The organism is Roseovarius carneus, from assembly GCF_020141465.1.
Lineage (GTDB): Bacteria > Pseudomonadota > Alphaproteobacteria > Rhodobacterales > Rhodobacteraceae > Roseovarius > Roseovarius carneus.
Window position 1 is genome coordinate 17,164 of record NZ_JAHSPD010000001.1, and the last position, 17,745, is coordinate 34,908.

Sequence of the window (17,745 nt, forward strand, 5' to 3'; positions counted from 1 at the left end):
ACTGATGTCGATCTAAGGCAAGCCACCGCCCTCTCCTGAAGGGGCTGCCCCATCTTGTGAGAGAGGAAATCACGCTGCCCGCAACATCGCTCAGGCAGACGCTCAGACGCTTGCGGCGGATATCGGTATGAGCTGGGATTTGCGCTGCGGATTTTGAGGTTGGGTATGGCCCGTTGGCCAAGATATCCACGCTCAATTATCAGCGCACGTCTCAATGGCCGGATTTTCCACCGGCCATGTATCAGGCTTTCTCACAACAGGTGCTAAAACCACCCACTGCACGGCAGCAACACCACCCATCGGGCATATCCCTCATTCATAACGGAGGTCGAATTCTATAACCGTACCGTCGGCGCGGGTCAGGCTGCGTGCGTAGATCTCGCGCGGGCCAACCAGATCGTCATCGACAAATCCGTTGACGATCACGAGTTCACCAACATCTGCGGGCACCCAGTTTGGCCCGACATAGACCCGTATGTCGCCACTGGCATCGGCAAGACGGAATTCGTCTTCATCAGTGATCCGCTCAACAGTGCCTTGCACGGTAACCATCGCACCGCGTTGCGCATCGGCAATGGCAGTGATCGTCTGGGCCAGCGCGAAGGGCGTGCTGAGTGAAAAAATGAGGGCGGCAGTTGCAATAATTTTCATTGTTTTGATCCTATGGACAAAAGGGGGCCGGTTAGCGGGTGATGTCTTCAATTGAATTCATCTACTGTGGCGAACGCCGCCCTCGCATCGATGGATGCGAGGGCTGAATGCGTTTTGCGACAACAGACCCTAGTCGAGCGCGATGATTATCAAAACGGCAACCACCGCCGCACCGGCAACGAGCCATTTCTTTTTCACGCGAATTTCGACTTCGCTCGACAGCCATGCGCCGGCCTGCTTGAGGTCAAATTTCTGAACGTGGTCCATATCTGTCTCCTGTATGACTGTGGATCACCCATTGATCCGATGACACAGGTATCCACCACTTGTCTGACGACAGCCTGACGGGACGTATTTATTTTTGCCTGAGCCGTATTTATTTTTCAGCTTGTCTGTAGGTCAGCACGAAAATGCATCCACCGCCTTCGGGTGTATGGGCTTCGATTTTTCCACCCTGACCGCGTTGCACCCGCTCAACAATGGCAAGGCCCAGCCCTGCCCCCCCAGGAACCGCATTCGGCCCGCGCCAGAAGGGTCTGAACATCTCTGCCCCGGCATTCTGCGGCAGGCCTGGGCCGTGATCGCGCACCGTTATGGTCGGGCCGTGATCCACGGTGACCTCCACCGCGCTCGACCCGCCATGCAAGATCGCATTCTCGATCAGATTGGACAGGGCGATCTCCACCCCTTCTGCGTCCGCATGGGCCAAGACCGGATCACCCGGCTGATCGAGTGACAAAACCACCCCCTTTACATGGGCGAAAGGCACGAGAGCGGCCACAACGGTCTGCGCCACATTGCGCAGGTCCAGCCCAGCCCCGTCCGCCACCTCCAGCCGATCGGCGCGCGTTGAGGCCAGCACCTGCGCCACTGTACGCGAAAGTGCGGCCAGATCCGCGCGCAGGCGGTCTGTCGTCTCACCCGGAGGAAGGGCATCGAGACGTGCTACAAGAACAGCGACCGGCGTGCGCAAAGCATGCGCGGCCTCGGCCGCGTTGCGTGTTTCAGCCTCCAATGCCTCGTTCAGGCGATCCAGCGAGCGTTGTGTGGCCTCGACAAGGTCGGCTACCTCGGTCGGAAGCCCGTCTGATGGCAAGAGTGGGATGGACCGGCCCGGATGCAGGCCACGCGCCCAAGCGGCGGCGGCAGCAAGCGGGGTCAGGCCGCGCCGGATCAGCCAGGCATTGGCGCCAAGCAGCAGCAATACCACCGGCAGGATCGGCACTGCGACATGCAGATAAAGCTCCGCCAGAAGCGCCTGCTGCAACAGGCCTGCGGGGTCACCCGCCATAACGAACACCATACGTAGCCCGTCCGTGCGGCCCGCAAACTCGTGTCCTGCTACAATCAGCGGCCCGCTGGGGGTGTTCAGCCGCGTGACCCAATTATCAGCAAAGATATCCGTGGCCACAGGCGGGATCAGGTCTGGGTTCACCTCTTCAAGAACAACGCCCCCGCGATTGACCAACGCAAAGGCGTAAGCTTGCGGGTGTTCAGCGTAAAGATCGCGGACGGCGGCATCCGCTGGCAGCATGCTGCCCTCCAGCGCGGCCTCCATCCTTGCTATCTGACGGGAAATCGCCTCGTCCTCGATCGCACGGCGATCCGACCCATAATAGACCCCGACGGCGATCAAATTCACCAGCACAATAAGAGATGCCATCAGCACCAGCCGCAGGGTCAGGATCTGTGCCAGTGGACGCGCGATCATTCTAGCACCTCGCCCGCCAGCATCCAGCCAATCCCGCGTACAGTCACGATGGGAAAGGGGCAACCGGCCCCGTCAAGCGCGCGGCGCAGGCGCGAGACCGCCGCATCAAGCGCGTTCGGCGTGACCTCATCGTCCAGCGTGTAAATAGCCTCTTCCATCACAGCGCGCGGGGCGACGCGCCCAGCGCTGCGCATCAATTGTTCCAATACGCCCAACTCACGACGGCTAAGCATCACCGGGATGTCATATACGCTGGCGCTACGCGCAACCGTGTCAAAGGTCAGCGGACCAACCCTCAGCACTGTTGCAGAGCGACCGCCCGGCCTGCGCAGGACGGCGCGGCACCGCGAGATCAGTTCAGGCATCTCAACCGGTTTGACAACATAGTCATCCGCACCACCGTCAAGCCCCGCGAGCCGGTCTTCCAACTGATCCCGTGCGGTCAGGACAATGACGGGCACGCGGCCTCCCTGGCGCAGCTGTGGCAGAATTTTCAGCCCATCCCCGTCAGGTAATCCCAGATCCAGCAGGATCAAGGCGATATCCGCGATCCCGGCAGCCTCAATCGCCTCCGCAGCAGTCCTTGCATAATCAACCGTGAATCCCGCACGCCTCAGGGCATCCATGATGGCCTCAGCCAGCGGCGGGTGATCTTCGACAAGCAAAACGCGCATGGATTGAAAGCCCTGTATTTCGATCCCAAGCGTGAACGCTCTGCTCTTTGCCCGCAAGCGAACAATTCTGCTAAATCGCCTTCTGCTTCACCCGCTCTGAAAGCTCGGCTGTGCTTTCTTTGCGTTCGCTGTAGCGGTCCAACAGGTAGTCTTTGGTATCACGGGTCAGTAGCGTGAACTTCATCAGTTCCTCCATAACATCGACCATCCTGTCGTAAAACGGTGACGGCGTCATACGGCCCGCGTCGTCAAATTCCAGAAACGCCTTGGGAGTAGAGGATTGGTTCGGGATGGTCAGCAAACGCATCCACCGGCCCAAGATGCGGAGCTGATTGACGGTATTGAAGCTCTGCGAGCCGCCGCTTACCTGCATGACGGCAAGTGTTTTGCCCTGCGTCGGTCGCACCCCGCCGAGCGATAGTGGTATCCAGTCGATCTGGGTTTTCAGGATGCCGGTCATGGCCCCGTGCCGCTCGGGCGAGCACCAGACCATGCCTTCGGACCATGTGACCAGATCGCGCAATTCCTGCACCTTGGGGTGATCCGCCTCCGGATCATCCGGCAGCGGAAGGCCGGAGGGATGGTAGGTGCGCACATCAGCCCCCAGCCGCGTGAGGATGCGGGCGGCTTCTTCGGTCATGAGCCGGCTGAACGAGCGGTCCCGGAGCGAGCCGTAGAGCAGCAAGATGCGCGGAGCGTGTTTCGCACGTTCCGGCATCAGCAGGCGTTCGGTGTCGATTGTGTGGAAATGCGCCTCTTTGAGGTTTGGGGTATCAGCCAACGCGGTGTCCCTCCGCATCGATCAACAGCGTGCCATCCTCTTTCGACATCTGGCCGGGAGGCAGCCGGTCAAGAAGATCCAACACCGTCTCGCTTGGGCGGCAGAGCCGAACGCCTCTGGACGTGCAGACGATAGGGCGATTGACCAGAACAGGATACTCTAACATCGCGTCAATCAACGTATCGTCATCCACGGATGGATCGAGCAGACCCAACGCTTCTGCCGGGGATTTTGTCACCCGCAGGGCGGTACGGGGCGTCAGCCCCGCTGCGGCGAAGAGCGCCAACACGTTGCGCGAAGTTCCGCAATCTGGGTTGTGATGGATTACGATGCTCATGCCGCATCTTTTTCCGATGGGAACCAGTGCTGCGTCTTGTTGGCAAAGGCGACCAGCGACAGCATCACAGGCACTTCGACCAGCACCCCAACGACCGTGGCAAGTGCTGCGCCGGAGCCAAGCCCAAACAGGCTGATCGCAACGGCGACGGCCAGCTCAAAGAAATTCGATGTGCCGATCAATGCGCAGGGGGCAGCGACGTTGAACGGGATTTTCCACGCGCGCGCCGCTAAATACGCAACAAAGAAGATGCCGTAGGATTGGAGGATCAACGGCACCGCGATCAGGGCGATGACAAGGGGGCGATCAAGAATAACCTCGCCCTGAAACCCGAAGAGCAGAACAACCGTCACCAGCAATCCGAAGATGGAGAAGGGCTGCATGCGGGATTTGAACGCATCTACCGTAACCTCACCGCCTTTGGTCACGAGGGCGCGGCGCGTAAAGTAGCCCGCGATCAGTGGCAACATGACATAGAGGCCAACCGACAGCAGCAGCGTATTCCATGGCACGATAATATCCGTCACGCCCAACAAAAGGGCCACGATGGGCGCGAAGGCAAAGACCATGATCACGTCATTCACACTGACCTGCACCAGCGTATAGGTTGGGTCGCCGCGCGTTAGGTTGGACCAGACAAACACCATCGCGGTGCAGGGCGCTGCCCCCAGCAGGATAACGCCCGCAAGATACGCCTGGGCATCGTCCGGTGGGATCAGGTCCGCGAACACCACCTCAAAAAACAGCACACCCAAGGCGGCCATCGTGAAGGGCTTGATCAGCCAATTCACCACCAACGTCACGACCAAACCTTTCGGCTTGTCGCCGACCTGCCTGAGCGCCCCGAAATCCACGCCCACCATCATCGGATAGACCATCGCCCAGATCAGCACGGCCACGGGCAGGTTGACCGAAGCGACCTCCAGCGCGGCCAGTGCGGCAAAGAGGCCCGGAAACAGATTACCCAAGAGCAGCCCCGCCCCGATGGCAAGGGCCACCCAAACGGATAGCCAGCGCTCAAACGTCCCAAGACCCGCCGCAGCACGAAGCGATGTATCAGTCATGGCAGCCTCCTAACAGTCACAAGCGAGTTCATTGATCACGGGTCGGCACAGATCGGGATTTCCGCCGCAGCAGTCCTCCATCAGGAAAGCAAGCAAGCCGCGCATCCCGTCCATATCGGCGAAGTAGCGGATGCTGCGGCCTTCTCGCGCGCTACGGATCAGACCCGAGCGCGCAAGGATCGACAAGTTTGCCGACATCGTGTTCTGGCGCACGCCAAGCGCGTCGCTGATACCACCGGCAGACATGCCTGCCTCCCCTGCCCTGATGAGCAGACGGAACACATCAAGTCGGGTGGGCTGGCTGAGGGCAGCAAAGGCGTCGAGTGCAGTATTTGTATCCATATTTCATGAAATATAGATACATTGAGCAAGGTCAAGTTCTTTCCTGACTTCAAGAGTGTTTGGCAAAGGGTGGGCAATGCTCCAGCGCCCCACAATGGCTAGGATGTGCCTAGGTCATGGTCCATGCCTAGCGCGCGATGAACCCGGCACGACCACCATCGCAATCAGGCCCGCAAGATCGTCCCACATCTTCATACGCAGCAACAGGCCTCAGACAAGACCGTTCAGACCCGACGCTCTTTCAGCGCGGCAAACACAGCTCTGCCGATGACCACAGCCGTCACGATCACGATCAGAACCACCGATATGGCCGCGATGGCCGGGTCGATATTGTCCCGCAGCCCCTGCCACATGAGGCGCGGAAGGGTGACGGCCTCGACCGAGGTGATGAAGATCGTCACGGCGATCTCCTCCCATGACAGAACGAAGGTCAGGAAGAAGGCGGTGATCACGCCGAACTTGATATTGGGCAGGATCACCTTGAAAACGCGGGTGCCAAGCCCGGCGCCCATGGCCCGCGCCGCCAGATCCATGCGCCGGTCCACCTGCGCCAGAGACACGCTGACCAGAACCACGGCAAAGGGCACGATCATCACCGAATGGGCCAGCGCGACGCCCATCATCGTGTCATATGCAAACACGCCGTTCATCTGGGTCAGGGTGATCAGGAAGAAATAGAGCGTCAGCGCAGAGACCACCGGCGGCGCCACCATCGGCAGCAAGGCGATGCCCATCAACACCCCGGCAAAACGGGGCCGGAACATCCAGATGCCGAGGCTGAAGAACGTGGCCAACGCCGTGGCAAACCCAGCCGACATCAGCCCAACGCGCAGCGACAGCCATATCCCCTCAAGCCATTCGCGATCCTCGTAAAGCGTGCGGTAGTGGCGCAACGAAAGCTCGCCCTCGGGGACCGACAGGAACCGCTTGGGCGTGAACGAGACCGGAATGACAGCAAGCAGAGGCAAAAGCATGAACACCCCGACCAGCACGGCAAGGAGTATGGCGAGCAGTCCGGGGCGCAGGCGGATCATCTGTCACCCCCTTTGGGGCTGAGTTGCTTCAAAAGCAGCGCCAGCAGCGCCGAGATAGCCACCATCAAGATCACGCTCACCGCCGCCGCCAGCCCCCAATCAGGGCTTTGAAAGATGCGCAGGTAGATCAGCTCGGCCACCATCACGCTGCGCCCGCCGCCAAGGATGGCGGGGGTGATGAAAAACCCGATCGCGAAGACAAAGACCAGCAATGCCGCCCCCATCAAGCCCGCTGCCGTCATTGGCACAAAGACCTGCCAGAAGACGCGCGTGCGGCTCGCGCCCATGCCGCGCGCGGCCATCAGGACCCGCTCGTCCACGGTGCGCATGGCCGAGGCCAGCGGGAACACCGCAAAGGGGATCATGAAATGCACCATGCCCACGATCACGCCAAACTCATTGCGCACCAGACGCAATGGATCCTCGATCACGCCCATCCCCTCCAGCCAGCCATTCAGCAGGCCGCGGCTGGACAAAAGCGCCAGCCAGCCAAACGCGCGGGTCAGGACGGAAATCCAGAACGGAATGAGGATGCACAGCTCGGTCAGGGTCCGCACAAGCGGCGAGCCGCGCACCCACAGGAGCGCGAGGATATAGCCCATGATCACCGAAATCACCGTGACCATCACGCAGATGCGCAAGGTGCGCCAAAAGACCGACAGGATCAGCGGATCCGTGAGGGCCGCAGTGTAGTTTTGCAACCCTGGCTCAGGGCGCGTGAAGCTCCAGCCGATGACGCCTGCAAAGGGCAGCATATAGGCGAGCGCAAGAAATATGAGCAGCGGTGCCAGCAGGATCATGGGGCGGAAATAGCGGGTCATGTTCGCGGTCTCGCTGCGGGTCGTTGAGAAGGAGCCGCCCCTGCCCAAATGAGCGGGCAGAGGCGGCAAAGGCGTTGTCAGGCAGAGATGATCGCGAGATACTCATCAAGCGCTGCACCGTAGTTTTCCTCATACCACGCCACATCAATCGCGATCTGCTTGGCGAAGTTATCGGGAGCTACGGGGTTATACTTGCGCTGATCCTCGGGGATCAGATCGTCTGTGGCCGGGTTTGCCGGGCCTTGGGACAGCATGTCGAACATGACCAGCTGCCGTGCGGGGTCTTGCGCGGAGGCGATGAATTTCATCGCGTTTTCCGTGCCGCCCGGATTGCCCTTGACCACGGCCATGGCACCCGGAGACAGAAGCCCGTCCTGCCATGTGAAGCTGACCTCGCCGTCTGTGTCCTGATCCATCAGGCGCGCGCGTGTAGACCAGGCCAGCCCCATTGAGGCCTCGCCATCCAGCATCACGGTCTGGCTTTCGGCACCATTGCCCCAGAAGCTGATCACGTGCTCCTTGAAGCCCTCCAGCTTGGCATGCGCCCGCTCTATATCCAGCGGGTAAAGGTCTGCGGCGGCAACGCCATCCCCCAAGAGCAGCGCCTCCCACATACCGGTGCCCCATTTATACATGGCGCGCTTGCCGGGGAATGCTTCAACATCAAAGAAATCGGCCATCGAGGTTGGAGGGTTATCCCCGAACTTGGTTGCATCATAGACGATGATATAGCTGAAGAAATACGACGAGGCCGAATATTCCCAGCCAAAGCCATCACGCATCTTGGCGCGGTCCACCACGGAATAGTCGATAGGCTCAATCATGCCCTTCTTGCCGAGCGTTTCTGCCGAGAACGCATCCGCATCGACGATGTCCCAGGTCGGGCTGCCGCTTTCAAACTGGGCCTGAATAGAGCCTTCGGTCGGGCCGGAGCCATCTTGGCGCACACGCACGCCTGTCGCCTCCTCAAACGGCTTGCCATAGGCCGCGTCATAGGCGTCCATCGCGTCACCGCCCCAGTTGACGAAGACAAGCTGGCCATCATCGGCAAGTGCGGGAACCCCGTGCGTGGCCAAAGCTGTGGTGCCCAGAAGGGCCGCGCCCAGCTGCGTGAACTTGCGGCGGCTGATCTTGCCCTGACGGGCCTTGTCGGCCAGCAGCTCAAGTTGGTCTTGGGTGAATGCATCGTTACGTTTCATTATGTCTCTCCTTTGTTGGTTATCTTTATGTTAATTGGTTTTGGCCTGCGCTGGGGACGGTCACAGAAGAAATCCCTTTTGCTCGGGCCAACTGGCCCAGATATCGCTACCAGGGGCAAGGCCGCCGGGCAGCTTGTCTGTGGGATGGGTGAGGGTGATCGCTGTCCCCTCGGGCCCCGCCAGATCAATGCGCGTATCCGCCCCGAGATACGTCAGATCGGTAACGGTTGCGGGGATCGCATTGCCAGTCTTGGGCGCGCCCGTGCTGATGGCCATGTATTCGGGCCGCACGGCAAGCGTATGGCCGTCCGCATGGCCCGCCGCGCGCAGGGTGCGCCCGCCGAACTGTCCAGTATGTATGTCGCCGTCGCGGACAAGGCCCGTCAGCGGCAGAAGGTTGATATCGCCCAGAAACTCCGCAACAAAACGGTTTTCCGGCTGCTCATACACCACGCGCGGCGGGGCGAGCTGTTGCAGGCGTCCACGCTCGAATATGGCGACGCGGCTCGACAGGGCCAGCGCCTCGGATTGATCATGGGTGACAAAGACAAATGTGGTGCCGGTCTCGCGGTGCAGGCGGCGCACCTCGTCCTGCATCTGGCCGCGCAGGTTCTTGTCGAGCGCCGAAAACGGCTCGTCCAGAAGCATCACGGGCGGCTCGCAGGCCAAGGCCCGCGCAAGGGCCACACGTTGTTGTTGCCCGCCTGAGAGGGCATCGGGGCGCTTGTGCGCGTGCCCGCCAAGCCCGACCATCTCGATGATATCAGCCACACGCGCATTAATCTGGCTCGCGCTGCGTTTCTGAACCTTGAGCGGAAAGGCGATGTTTTGCTCGACACTCATATGCGGGAAAAGGGCATAGCCTTGGAATACCATGCCAAAGCCGCGCTGCTCGGCGGGCACGGCGGTCATGTCAATGCCATCGAGCGTCATCGCGCCGCGCGTCGGCTCCTCAAAGCCTGCCAGCACCATCAGGAAGGTCGTCTTTCCAGACCCCGAAGGACCGAGCAGCGTCAGAAACTCGCCCCGTCCGATGGTCAGCGAGATATCCTGCAAAGCAGTGAAGCCGCCAAAATCTTTGCCAATGCCCTCAACACCAATCTCAGCTGCGCGGATTTTTGTCGTCATTGAGCATCCCCCTTTGAAGGAAAAGCGTAGAGGGCGGGCACGCACGGGCGCAAACGAATTCTTTTAGTCTATTCGGCAAATTTCATTTGTCGCCTGTCGATTTCTAGCGTTTCGCCCCCGGCAGGACGGAGCTGATCCAGCGGCGAAAGGCGCAGGCCGGCTCCAGCGCCTGTTTTTGAGGCGGAATTCCCAAAAAATAGGAGCTGGATGATTTGATCTGAATGTCGGTGACACGGATCAACTGCCCCGATGCCATCGCGCTGTTGCAGATGAACGCGTCGCCCATCGACACGCCCTGCCCCGCGACCGTCGCGGCATAGACAAGATTCATATCAGCAAAGACCGGCCCTGTGGCTGCGGTGCGCGGCAGGCCTGCCGCCTGCATCCAGCGCCGCCAATCATCTGTGTCGCCCAGATGCAGTAGATCGGCGCGCAGGATATCGGCGGGGGATTTTATACCGCCCAGCCGGTTGGCCAGTATAGGGCTGAGCAGGGGCGCAAACTCGACTTCCTGAAGCAGCTCCACATCGACGCCGGGCATCGCGCCATCGCCAAAGGAAATAAAGATATCGGCCTCGGGGTTCGACACATCGTCAAGGCGGCGCGGCGTGACGATGCGCAGCTCCACCTCGGGGCAGATCGTGCGAAACTCTCCGATGCGGGGTGCCAGCCAGAAGGCGGCAAAGCCCGGCGTGCAACTCACGGTGAGCGTGCCCGACAGGCCGTGGCCCGCATTGCGCACCGCCGATCCGGCAATGGCCGACAGCGCGCCGCGCACATCGCCCGCATAGGCCCGACCGCGCGGCGTCAGCTCGATGCGCGTGCCCACCCGGTTGAAGAGCACAAAGCCAAGATCCCGCTCCAGAAGGCGCAACTGGTGGCTGACCGCGCTTCGGGTCAGGTTCAGCTCATCCGCCGCCGCCCAAACGGTGCCATGGCGCGCAAAACATTCCAGCGCACGTAGGGCTTGGGTGGACGGGATGCGAGACATGGGCGGATTCCTCAGGATCTTTACGAGGTTGGAGAGACCCCTACAATTAGGTGAGTAAATTTTGCCGATGCAAGGAAAAGGTTTCACTATCATGCGGCGGGCGGCGCTGGCTAACTTTGATCACAGGAGAACCGCCATGACACTGACCGACGCCCAGACCCACGCCCTTGCCACCGTTGAGGCCCGTATGCCGGAGCTGTCGGAGTGGTGTGCCACGATATTCGAGCATGGCGAGACCGCGTGGCGCGAGTATCGCTCTGCCGAATGGTATGTGGCGCGGCTGCGCGCCGAGGGGTTCACCGTCGAGGAAGGCAGTGCAGGCATGCCCACTGCGTTCTGCGCCGAATGGTCCAATGGGGATGGGCCGATCATTGGCATGTATGGCGAATACGACGCCATTCCCGGCAATTGTCAGGCCGCCGCCACCCACCGCGCGCCGCGTGCGGGCCTAGGATATCAGGCAGGCGGGCATACCGACCCGCATTCGGGCTTGGGCATCGGCGCGCTTGGCGGGCTGCTTGCGACCAAGGCGGCGATGGAGGCCAAGGGCATCAAGGGCGGTCTGCGGTTCACTGGCGAGCCTGCGGAAAAGGTGCGCGGCTCCAAGCCCATTCACGCGGCCAAGGGATATTATGACGGGCTGGCGGCGATGCTGTCGTTTCATCCGTTCTACATGCTGCCCATGTGCAACACCGTGCGCTGGGATACCCACTGCGGCGCGGCCTATTCGATGATTTATCGCTTCATCTGTGACGCGCCCGAGGCTTGGGGCATCGGGGACGGCGCGCCGATCCCGCAATCGCATTCCGCCATCCGCGCGCCCGGCGCGTCCGAGGCGCTGGTAACGATGTATTCCATGTCCAAATCCCTGCGCGATTCGATGCTGCCACATCAAGGCGGCTGGTCGATCTCCGAGGCCATCCTGACCGCCGGACAGGCAACAGCCGACAATCAGCCCGCAGGTCTGGCAGAGCTGCAATACATGATGCGCACGCCCACAATTGAAATGGCAGAGCAGGTCACGGCAGCGCTGGATCGCAATGCCGCCGCCGTGGCCGCGATGACCGGCTGCCGGTGGGAGCGGCACTGGGTCTGCAAATCACGCCCCGGTCTGGCCAATCACGCCATGGCGGGCGTGGTCTGGGACGCGCTGCAAGCCGCCGGTGCGCCGGAATGGGGTGACGCGGCGATCAAGGTTGCTCAGGAGATCCAGAGCAATCTGGGGCAGCCCCCTCTGGCCGCGCCGTTCATCGACGAGATGAGCCGCTTGATATCGCCGCAAGAGGCCGAAGCGATCCTCCGGCGTGATCTGCCGCCCAGCCAGCTCAACAGCACCAGCGATGATTACACCGACATGAGCTGGCACACGCCGCTGGCGCGGTTCTACATCGCGCGGCCTACCTTGAAGGCGAACGGCGCGCCCTACCCCGCTTGGGTGATGAACGCGTTGGGAGGCATCCCCGCGACAATTGATCCGATGGTGCGTACCGCCGCGCGGGTCTGCGCGTTGTCGGCGCTGCGCCTGCTGGAGGACAAAGAGGCGCGCGATGCCGCGATGGACGAATTCAACGACCGCACCGGCGGCGGCGTGGGCGGCACAAAATGGCTGGCCCCACTGTGTGATTACGACCCGCCAATAAATTTCAGATGGCCCGAATATACCCAAACCCCGCGTGGGCGTGATTGGTGGATCCCCTCCGCCATGCCTGACGCATAAAGAGGAGAGACCGAGATGCTCGACAAAACCACAAGCGAATTCACCCTCCAACGGCGCAAGCGCGGCGGCGGCACCGCCCCGATGCAAGGCTGGAACCTCCCAAACGAGACAGACGCGCTCAGCCATGTCCTGCTCGGCTCGCCCGCGCATCTCAAGCACCTGTCCACCTCCAGCCTGTCGTCCAAGCATTTGCGCGAGAACCCGTGCAACATTCAGGTGGCGCAAAGCCAGCACGCGGAAATGGTCGCCGCCTACGAGCATTTTGGCGTCAAGGTTCACATGCACGCGCCGGAGCCAGAGCTGCCAATGCAGGTCTATGCGCGTGACAGCGCGGTCATGACACCCTACGGCGCGATCATCACGGCAATGTCGCAGTGGTGGCGCCGGGGCGAAAATTACGCGGCCATCCGCACGTTTGAGAGCCTTGGCATCCCAATCTACGACATGGTCACGGCAGGCACGTTTGAGGGCGGCGATTTCAACGTCATCGAAGAGGGCTGCGTCCTTATCGGCTGCGGCGGCGCGCGCACCAATGAGGCAGGTGCAAAGCAGGTCGTCGGGTGGTTCGAGGATGAGGGCTGGGAGGTGAAGCTCGCCTTTATCGACGAATATTACGTGCATATCGACCTGATGGTGGTGCCGATTGCCGAAAAGCTGACGGCAGTCTGCCTTGATTGCACCGATCCATGGATCGTGGATTGGCTGAAGGGCAAGGGGCATGAGATCATTGATGTGCCGTTCCGGGACACGATGAACCTTGGCTGCAACGTGATGAGCCTTGGCAATGACAAAGTGATCGCACCGGCCAAGTCCACGGTGCTTGTTGATGCCCTGCGCGCGCGCGGATTTGAGGTGGCGGCCATTGACACGGCTGAGATTTCAAAAACGGGCGGCGGCATTCACTGCATGGCGCAGGCGCTCAACCGGGGCTGAGCCATCGTTTAGGAAAAATCCGCAAGAGGGCATAGGCTTGGCCTCTTGCGGGCCTCTCAGGCGTCCGCTCGGCACAGGGCTTGGCTGAGGCAATGCACGCCGCCACCCCCAAGGGTGAACATCGACATATCCGGGTCATAGACCTCAAACCCCATGCTGCGCATTTTCGCGTTCAATTCGGTTGCGCCCGCCATCGACAGAACCTTGCCATCGCCCAGCGCGACCAGATTGACCCCAAGGTTTTTTGCCTCACGGTAGGACACATCAACGATCTCGATGCCCCAGCCTCGCACGATATCGACCAGCCATGGCTCCATCGCATCGATGCAGGCAACGGCCAGATTATCGGCCAAAGGCACGATCAGACCGTCCATATGAACAAATTCGCGGCTGATCGGGGCCGTCACGGCCTCCCACCCTTCGGCGCGGACAAATTCCGCAACCTGTTCGCTGCCCGCTTGCTCGGAGCGTTCGCCACAATACCCGATCAGCACCTTGCCCGGCGCGATGATGTTGAAATCACCGCCTTCGAAATGCCCGGCTGTGGCGAATTTCCAGATCGGGATGTCATTCTCAAGGTAAAATTTTATCACCGTCGCATAATCGGCACGGCGGCATTTCAATTGCATATGACAGATCAGCGGCCCCCACGGCGTCATCGCCGAACTGTCGCGAGCAAAGAAATTCCGATGCAGCGCCTCATCCGCGTCAAGATAATGACAGGTTACTCCGTTCTCTTCATAGATCGACACCATTTCCGAGTGCTGCCGCATCGCAAGCTGGCGATCAAAGACCACGCCGGTCCTGTCTGCATTGGCAAGGGTCCTGCCGATCAGCGGCCCGGCCTCGACCCATTTGTAAAACTCAGGCTTACCCAACAGAACATGCGTCAGCTTTGCATGATCATTGTTGATACCCCATTTCACACCACCGCCTGATCCGTCCATCATGTCGAAACCTCTTTGGTTGCATCCACGCGCCAAGGCGCAGATTTACAGGAAAGAAGGTTACGATGAACTACAAGTAGGGAAATCGAAATTTCACTTTCATCAGACAATTAAGATAGCGACAACGCCTCAAATCAAAAGCACCCGCCGGGGCCGTTCCGCGCGCCTTCAGCCAGCTGATCTAAAACTTCTCACGACGCTGGAGCTCAGAAAGGTCATCGCCGCCACGCAGACGATGGAGGGCCCGGCGGGGGTATCAAACACATATGCTGCGCGCAGACCGACCACGACCGACAGCGTACCGATGATACCTGCGGCGAGGGCCATGCCCTCGGGCGTGCGTGACAGGGGCCGGGCCGCCGCCGCGGGAATGATCAGCATCGCCGCGATCAGCAGCACACCCACCACCTTGATCGCCACCGCCACTGTGATCGCCAGCGCCAGCGTCAGAACCAGTTGTTCGCGCCTCGGGTCGATCCCGTTGGCATAGGCCAAATCCTCATTAAGTGTCGCGGTCAGAAGCGCCGACCAGCGCCACCCAATCAGCACCACAACCAGCGCAGCCCCACCCCAGATCACCGCCAGATCGCCGCGCGAGACGGCAAGAATATCGCCAAAGAGATAGGCCATCAGGTCAATCCGGATACCAGACAGAAACGACACCGCCACCAGCCCGAAGGCCAGCGCGGAATGTGCCAGCACCCCCAAAAGCGTGTCCATCGCATAGCCGCGCCCGGACAGGATGCTCACAGTGAGCGCCATCAACAATGCAACCGCCATAGCGCCTGCGAAAACCGACACAGACAGGGCCAGCGAGAGGGCAACCCCAAGGATCGCCGCATGGGCCGTGGCATCGCCGAAATAGGCCATCCGCCGCCACACCACGAAACAGCCCAGAGGGGCGGCGGCCAAGGCCACACCAATTCCGGCCAACGTGGCGCGGACCATGAAATCATCCAGCATTATTGCGCGGCCTCTTTGTGATCGTGATGGTCATGGGCAAGGTCGTCGTGATCATGGCCATGATCATGCTCGTGCCGATAAAGTGCGAGCGCGCCGCCCGTGCCTGTGCCAAAGAGCGCGCGGTATTCCGGGGCCGAGGCGACCACGGCGGGCGTGCCTTCGCAACAGACATGGCCATTGAGGCAGATCACCCGGTCCGAGGCGCTCATAACCACGTGCAATTCGTGGCTGATCATCAAAACGGCGCAGCCTGTCTTTTTGCGCACCGTCTCGATCTGTCGATAGAAGGAGGCCGAGCCGCGCTGATCAAGCCCCTGCGTGGCCTCGTCCAGAAGCAAAATATCCGGCTTGCCGATCAGGGCGCGCGCCAAGAGAACGCGCTGAAACTGCCCACCAGAGAGTTGCGACATCTGCGCCTTGTACAGGTCTGGCACCCCGGCCTGTGCAAGTGCGGCGTCGATCGCGGCAGGTGTGATCCCACCCGGTAGCTTCAAAAACCGCGACACGGTCATCGGCAAGGTCTGGTCGATATGCAGCCGCTGCGGCACATAGCCCAGCCGCACATTGCGCCCGCGCGTTACGCGCCCTTGGGCGGGCTTCACCGCGCCGATGATCGCGCGCAGCAGACTGGTTTTGCCCGAACCGTTAGGGCCGACAATGGTGACAATCTCGCCCGGTGTCACAGTGAGCGAGACATGCGACAACACGGTCTTGGCACCATACCGGATGGTCACATCCTCTACTTGGACAAGGCTCATGCATCCGCCTTTTCGGCACAGGCGGGGCAGACGCCCTCCGCCTCGACCACCGTGCGCTCGATGCGAAACCCGGTGGCGCGCGCCGCCGCGCCGAGCGCGCCACGCGCCGGGGTTGACTGCGCCTCGGCCACGGCATCGCATAACCTGCAGATCATGAAGGCAGGCGCATGGGACGCGCCCGGATGGGCGCAGGCTATGAACGCGTTGAGCCGCTCGATCTTGTGGACCAGCCCATGCAGGACAAGAAAATCGAGCGCGCGGTAGGCCACGGGGGGTTGCGATCCGAACCCGTCCTCGCGCAGCCGGTCAAGGATCGCATAGGCCCCCAGCGCGCGGTGCTCTTGCAGCAAAATCTCCAGCACCTTGCGGCGCACGGGCGTAAAGCGCAGGCCATCGCTGGTGCAGCGCGCCTCGGCAGCGCTGAGCGCATCGGCAACGCAGACCGCATGATCATGTCGGGCGAACCCAACAGGGACGGCGCTGTCGGGCTCTGTCCGCCCGGAATCACTTGTCATGTTATTACGTTTCCACTACACCCTCTATAATGTTATATAATCACATGGGGAACCTAATGTCCAGAAAGCTACTCTCACTCTCTTTGACAGCAACATTGATGGGCGGGACAGCCTTTGCTGACGCGCCCAATGTCGCTGTTGATATCGCTCCGGTGCACTCGTTGGTCGCGCGAGTGATGGAGGGTGTGGGTACGCCCGATCTTATCATTCAGCCCGGAGCCAGCCCGCATGAATACAGCCTGCGCCCGTCCGAGGCGACAGCCATGCAAGAGGCTGATATCGTGTTCTGGATCGGTCCCGACCTGACGCCATGGCTTTCCGGCGCTATCGAAACCCTCGCCACAAATGCTGCTACGACCACGCTTTTGGAGGCAGAAGGAACCATCGAGCTGGAGTTCCGCGAAAGCGCTCTGTTTGAGGCCCATGCACATAATGATCACAGCGGTGATCACAGCGAAAGCCACGATGAGGATCATGAAGGACATGACCACGCGGAGAAAGACCACGATCACGCAGAGCATGACGAGGCGAAGCATGACCACGACGAACACGATCATGGGCATGACGAAGCCAAGCATGACCACGGTGAACATGAACATGATCATGATGACCACGCCAAAGCAGATGATCACAGCGGCCATGCCCATGGCGAACATGACCCCCATGCCTGGCTCTCGCCACAAAATGCGGCCACATGGCTCAATGTGATCGCAGCCAAGCTTTCCGTGGCGGACCCTGACAATGCCGGCGCGTATTTTGCCAATGCCGCCGCGGGCCAAGGTGAGATCGACGCGCTGATTGCTGAGATCGGCACGCAACTGGACCCTGTGCGTGGCGGTCAGTTCATCGTCTTCCACGACGCCTATCAGTATTTTGAGACCGCCTTCGATTTTCCCGCCTCCGGTGCGATCTCGCTGGGCGACGCATCCGATCCAAGCCCGGCCCGAATCGCCGAGATTCAGGCGCGGATTGCAGAGCAGGGCATCAGCTGTGTTCTGACCGAGCCGCAGTTCAATCCCGGCCTTGTCGCAACCGTGCTTGACGGCACAGACGCAAACACAAGTGTTCTTGATCCGCTTGGGTCTGATCTACAGCCCGGATCGGCGCTTTACCCCCAACTTTTGCGCAATCTCGCATCAGCCCTTGCGGAATGTCTCTAGGCACCTGATCTTGGTTAAG

At 60.8% G+C, this 17,745-nt stretch carries 20 protein-coding genes; 3 read left to right on the plus strand and 17 right to left on the minus strand.

What is annotated here, in order from left to right:
* Window positions 1-312 precede the first annotated feature (312 nt).
* The 13 genes from KUD11_RS00080 to KUD11_RS00140 all read right to left on the minus strand — a co-directional run bounded on the left by KUD11_RS00080 (window position 313) and on the right by KUD11_RS00140 (window position 10,733).
* On the minus strand, window positions 313-651 hold the full coding sequence (locus KUD11_RS00080; RefSeq protein ID WP_109387699.1) for a hypothetical protein: 339 nt from the start codon (window positions 649-651) through the stop codon (window positions 313-315).
* A gap of 129 nt (window positions 652-780) precedes the next feature.
* On the minus strand, window positions 781-918 hold the full coding sequence (locus tag KUD11_RS00085; RefSeq protein ID WP_181375336.1) for a hypothetical protein: 138 nt from the start codon (window positions 916-918) through the stop codon (window positions 781-783).
* 109 nt (window positions 919-1,027) lie between these two features.
* Window positions 1,028-2,362, minus strand: a complete 1,335-nt coding sequence (locus KUD11_RS00090) for a sensor histidine kinase (protein WP_109387697.1) — start codon at window positions 2,360-2,362, stop codon at window positions 1,028-1,030.
* On the minus strand, window positions 2,359-3,036 hold the full coding sequence (locus KUD11_RS00095; protein WP_109387695.1) for a response regulator transcription factor: 678 nt from the start codon (window positions 3,034-3,036) through the stop codon (window positions 2,359-2,361). The genes KUD11_RS00090 and KUD11_RS00095 overlap by 4 nt, the downstream gene beginning before the upstream one ends.
* Before the next feature lie 70 nt (window positions 3,037-3,106).
* The gene (gene arsH / locus KUD11_RS00100) at window positions 3,107-3,817 is read right to left on the minus strand and encodes an arsenical resistance protein ArsH (protein ID WP_109388444.1); all 711 of its coding nucleotides are present in this window, start codon (window positions 3,815-3,817) and stop codon (window positions 3,107-3,109) included.
* The gene (locus KUD11_RS00105) at window positions 3,810-4,154 is read right to left on the minus strand and encodes an ArsC/Spx/MgsR family protein (protein ID WP_109387693.1); all 345 of its coding nucleotides are present in this window, start codon (window positions 4,152-4,154) and stop codon (window positions 3,810-3,812) included. Before KUD11_RS00105 ends, arsH begins: the two co-directional genes overlap by 8 nt.
* On the minus strand, window positions 4,151-5,218 hold the full coding sequence (gene arsB / locus KUD11_RS00110) for an ACR3 family arsenite efflux transporter (RefSeq protein WP_109387691.1): 1,068 nt from the start codon (window positions 5,216-5,218) through the stop codon (window positions 4,151-4,153). Before arsB ends, KUD11_RS00105 begins: the two co-directional genes overlap by 4 nt.
* Before the next feature lie 9 nt (window positions 5,219-5,227).
* Window positions 5,228-5,560 (minus strand): ArsR/SmtB family transcription factor, encoded by a 333-nt coding sequence (locus tag KUD11_RS00115; RefSeq protein ID WP_109387689.1) that lies wholly within the window; start codon window positions 5,558-5,560, stop codon window positions 5,228-5,230.
* 224 nt (window positions 5,561-5,784) lie between these two features.
* Window positions 5,785-6,594, minus strand: coding sequence for an ABC transporter permease (locus KUD11_RS00120; protein ID WP_109387687.1), 810 nt, complete (start codon window positions 6,592-6,594; stop codon window positions 5,785-5,787).
* Entirely contained in the window at window positions 6,591-7,415 is an 825-nt protein-coding gene (locus tag KUD11_RS00125) for an ABC transporter permease (RefSeq protein ID WP_109388442.1), read from the minus strand. Before KUD11_RS00125 ends, KUD11_RS00120 begins: the two co-directional genes overlap by 4 nt.
* 77 nt (window positions 7,416-7,492) lie before the next feature.
* Window positions 7,493-8,614: an ABC transporter substrate-binding protein gene (locus tag KUD11_RS00130; protein WP_109387685.1), complete on the minus strand. Its 1,122-nt coding sequence runs from the start codon at window positions 8,612-8,614 to the stop codon at window positions 7,493-7,495.
* Between the two features lie 60 nt (window positions 8,615-8,674).
* Entirely contained in the window at window positions 8,675-9,742 is a 1,068-nt protein-coding gene (locus KUD11_RS00135; RefSeq protein WP_109387683.1) for an ABC transporter ATP-binding protein, read from the minus strand.
* 103 nt (window positions 9,743-9,845) lie between these two features.
* Window positions 9,846-10,733 (minus strand): LysR substrate-binding domain-containing protein, encoded by an 888-nt coding sequence (locus KUD11_RS00140; protein ID WP_109387681.1) that lies wholly within the window; start codon window positions 10,731-10,733, stop codon window positions 9,846-9,848.
* Window positions 10,734-10,869: 136 nt separating this feature from the next.
* On the opposite strand from KUD11_RS00140, the gene KUD11_RS00145 reads away from it, so the two are divergent.
* Both KUD11_RS00145 and KUD11_RS00150 read left to right on the plus strand, forming a co-directional pair.
* Complete coding sequence (locus KUD11_RS00145) at window positions 10,870-12,450, plus strand: zinc-binding metallopeptidase family protein (RefSeq protein ID WP_109387679.1); 1,581 nt, start codon at window positions 10,870-10,872, stop codon at window positions 12,448-12,450.
* Between the two features lie 15 nt (window positions 12,451-12,465).
* The gene (locus KUD11_RS00150; protein ID WP_109387677.1) at window positions 12,466-13,383 is read left to right on the plus strand and encodes a dimethylarginine dimethylaminohydrolase family protein; all 918 of its coding nucleotides are present in this window, start codon (window positions 12,466-12,468) and stop codon (window positions 13,381-13,383) included.
* A 56-nt stretch (window positions 13,384-13,439) separates the two neighbouring features.
* Here KUD11_RS00150 and KUD11_RS00155 read toward each other — a convergent pair whose 3' ends face one another.
* From KUD11_RS00155 to KUD11_RS00170, 4 genes are all read right to left on the minus strand, one after another.
* A complete protein-coding gene (locus KUD11_RS00155; protein WP_109387675.1) occupies window positions 13,440-14,333 on the minus strand; it encodes a dimethylarginine dimethylaminohydrolase family protein in 894 nt (297 codons plus the stop codon).
* A gap of 165 nt (window positions 14,334-14,498) precedes the next feature.
* A complete protein-coding gene (locus KUD11_RS00160) occupies window positions 14,499-15,293 on the minus strand; it encodes a metal ABC transporter permease (RefSeq protein WP_109387673.1) in 795 nt (264 codons plus the stop codon).
* Window positions 15,293-16,051 (minus strand): ATP-binding cassette domain-containing protein, encoded by a 759-nt coding sequence (locus tag KUD11_RS00165; protein WP_109387671.1) that lies wholly within the window; start codon window positions 16,049-16,051, stop codon window positions 15,293-15,295. Before KUD11_RS00165 ends, KUD11_RS00160 begins: the two co-directional genes overlap by 1 nt.
* The gene (locus KUD11_RS00170) at window positions 16,048-16,566 is read right to left on the minus strand and encodes a Fur family transcriptional regulator (RefSeq protein ID WP_109387669.1); all 519 of its coding nucleotides are present in this window, start codon (window positions 16,564-16,566) and stop codon (window positions 16,048-16,050) included. The genes KUD11_RS00165 and KUD11_RS00170 overlap by 4 nt, the downstream gene beginning before the upstream one ends.
* Window positions 16,567-16,622: 56 nt before the next feature.
* Here KUD11_RS00170 and KUD11_RS00175 point away from each other — a divergent pair, with 56 nt between their 5' ends.
* A complete protein-coding gene (locus KUD11_RS00175; protein WP_109387667.1) occupies window positions 16,623-17,726 on the plus strand; it encodes a zinc ABC transporter substrate-binding protein in 1,104 nt (367 codons plus the stop codon).
* Window positions 17,727-17,745 lie beyond the last annotated feature (19 nt).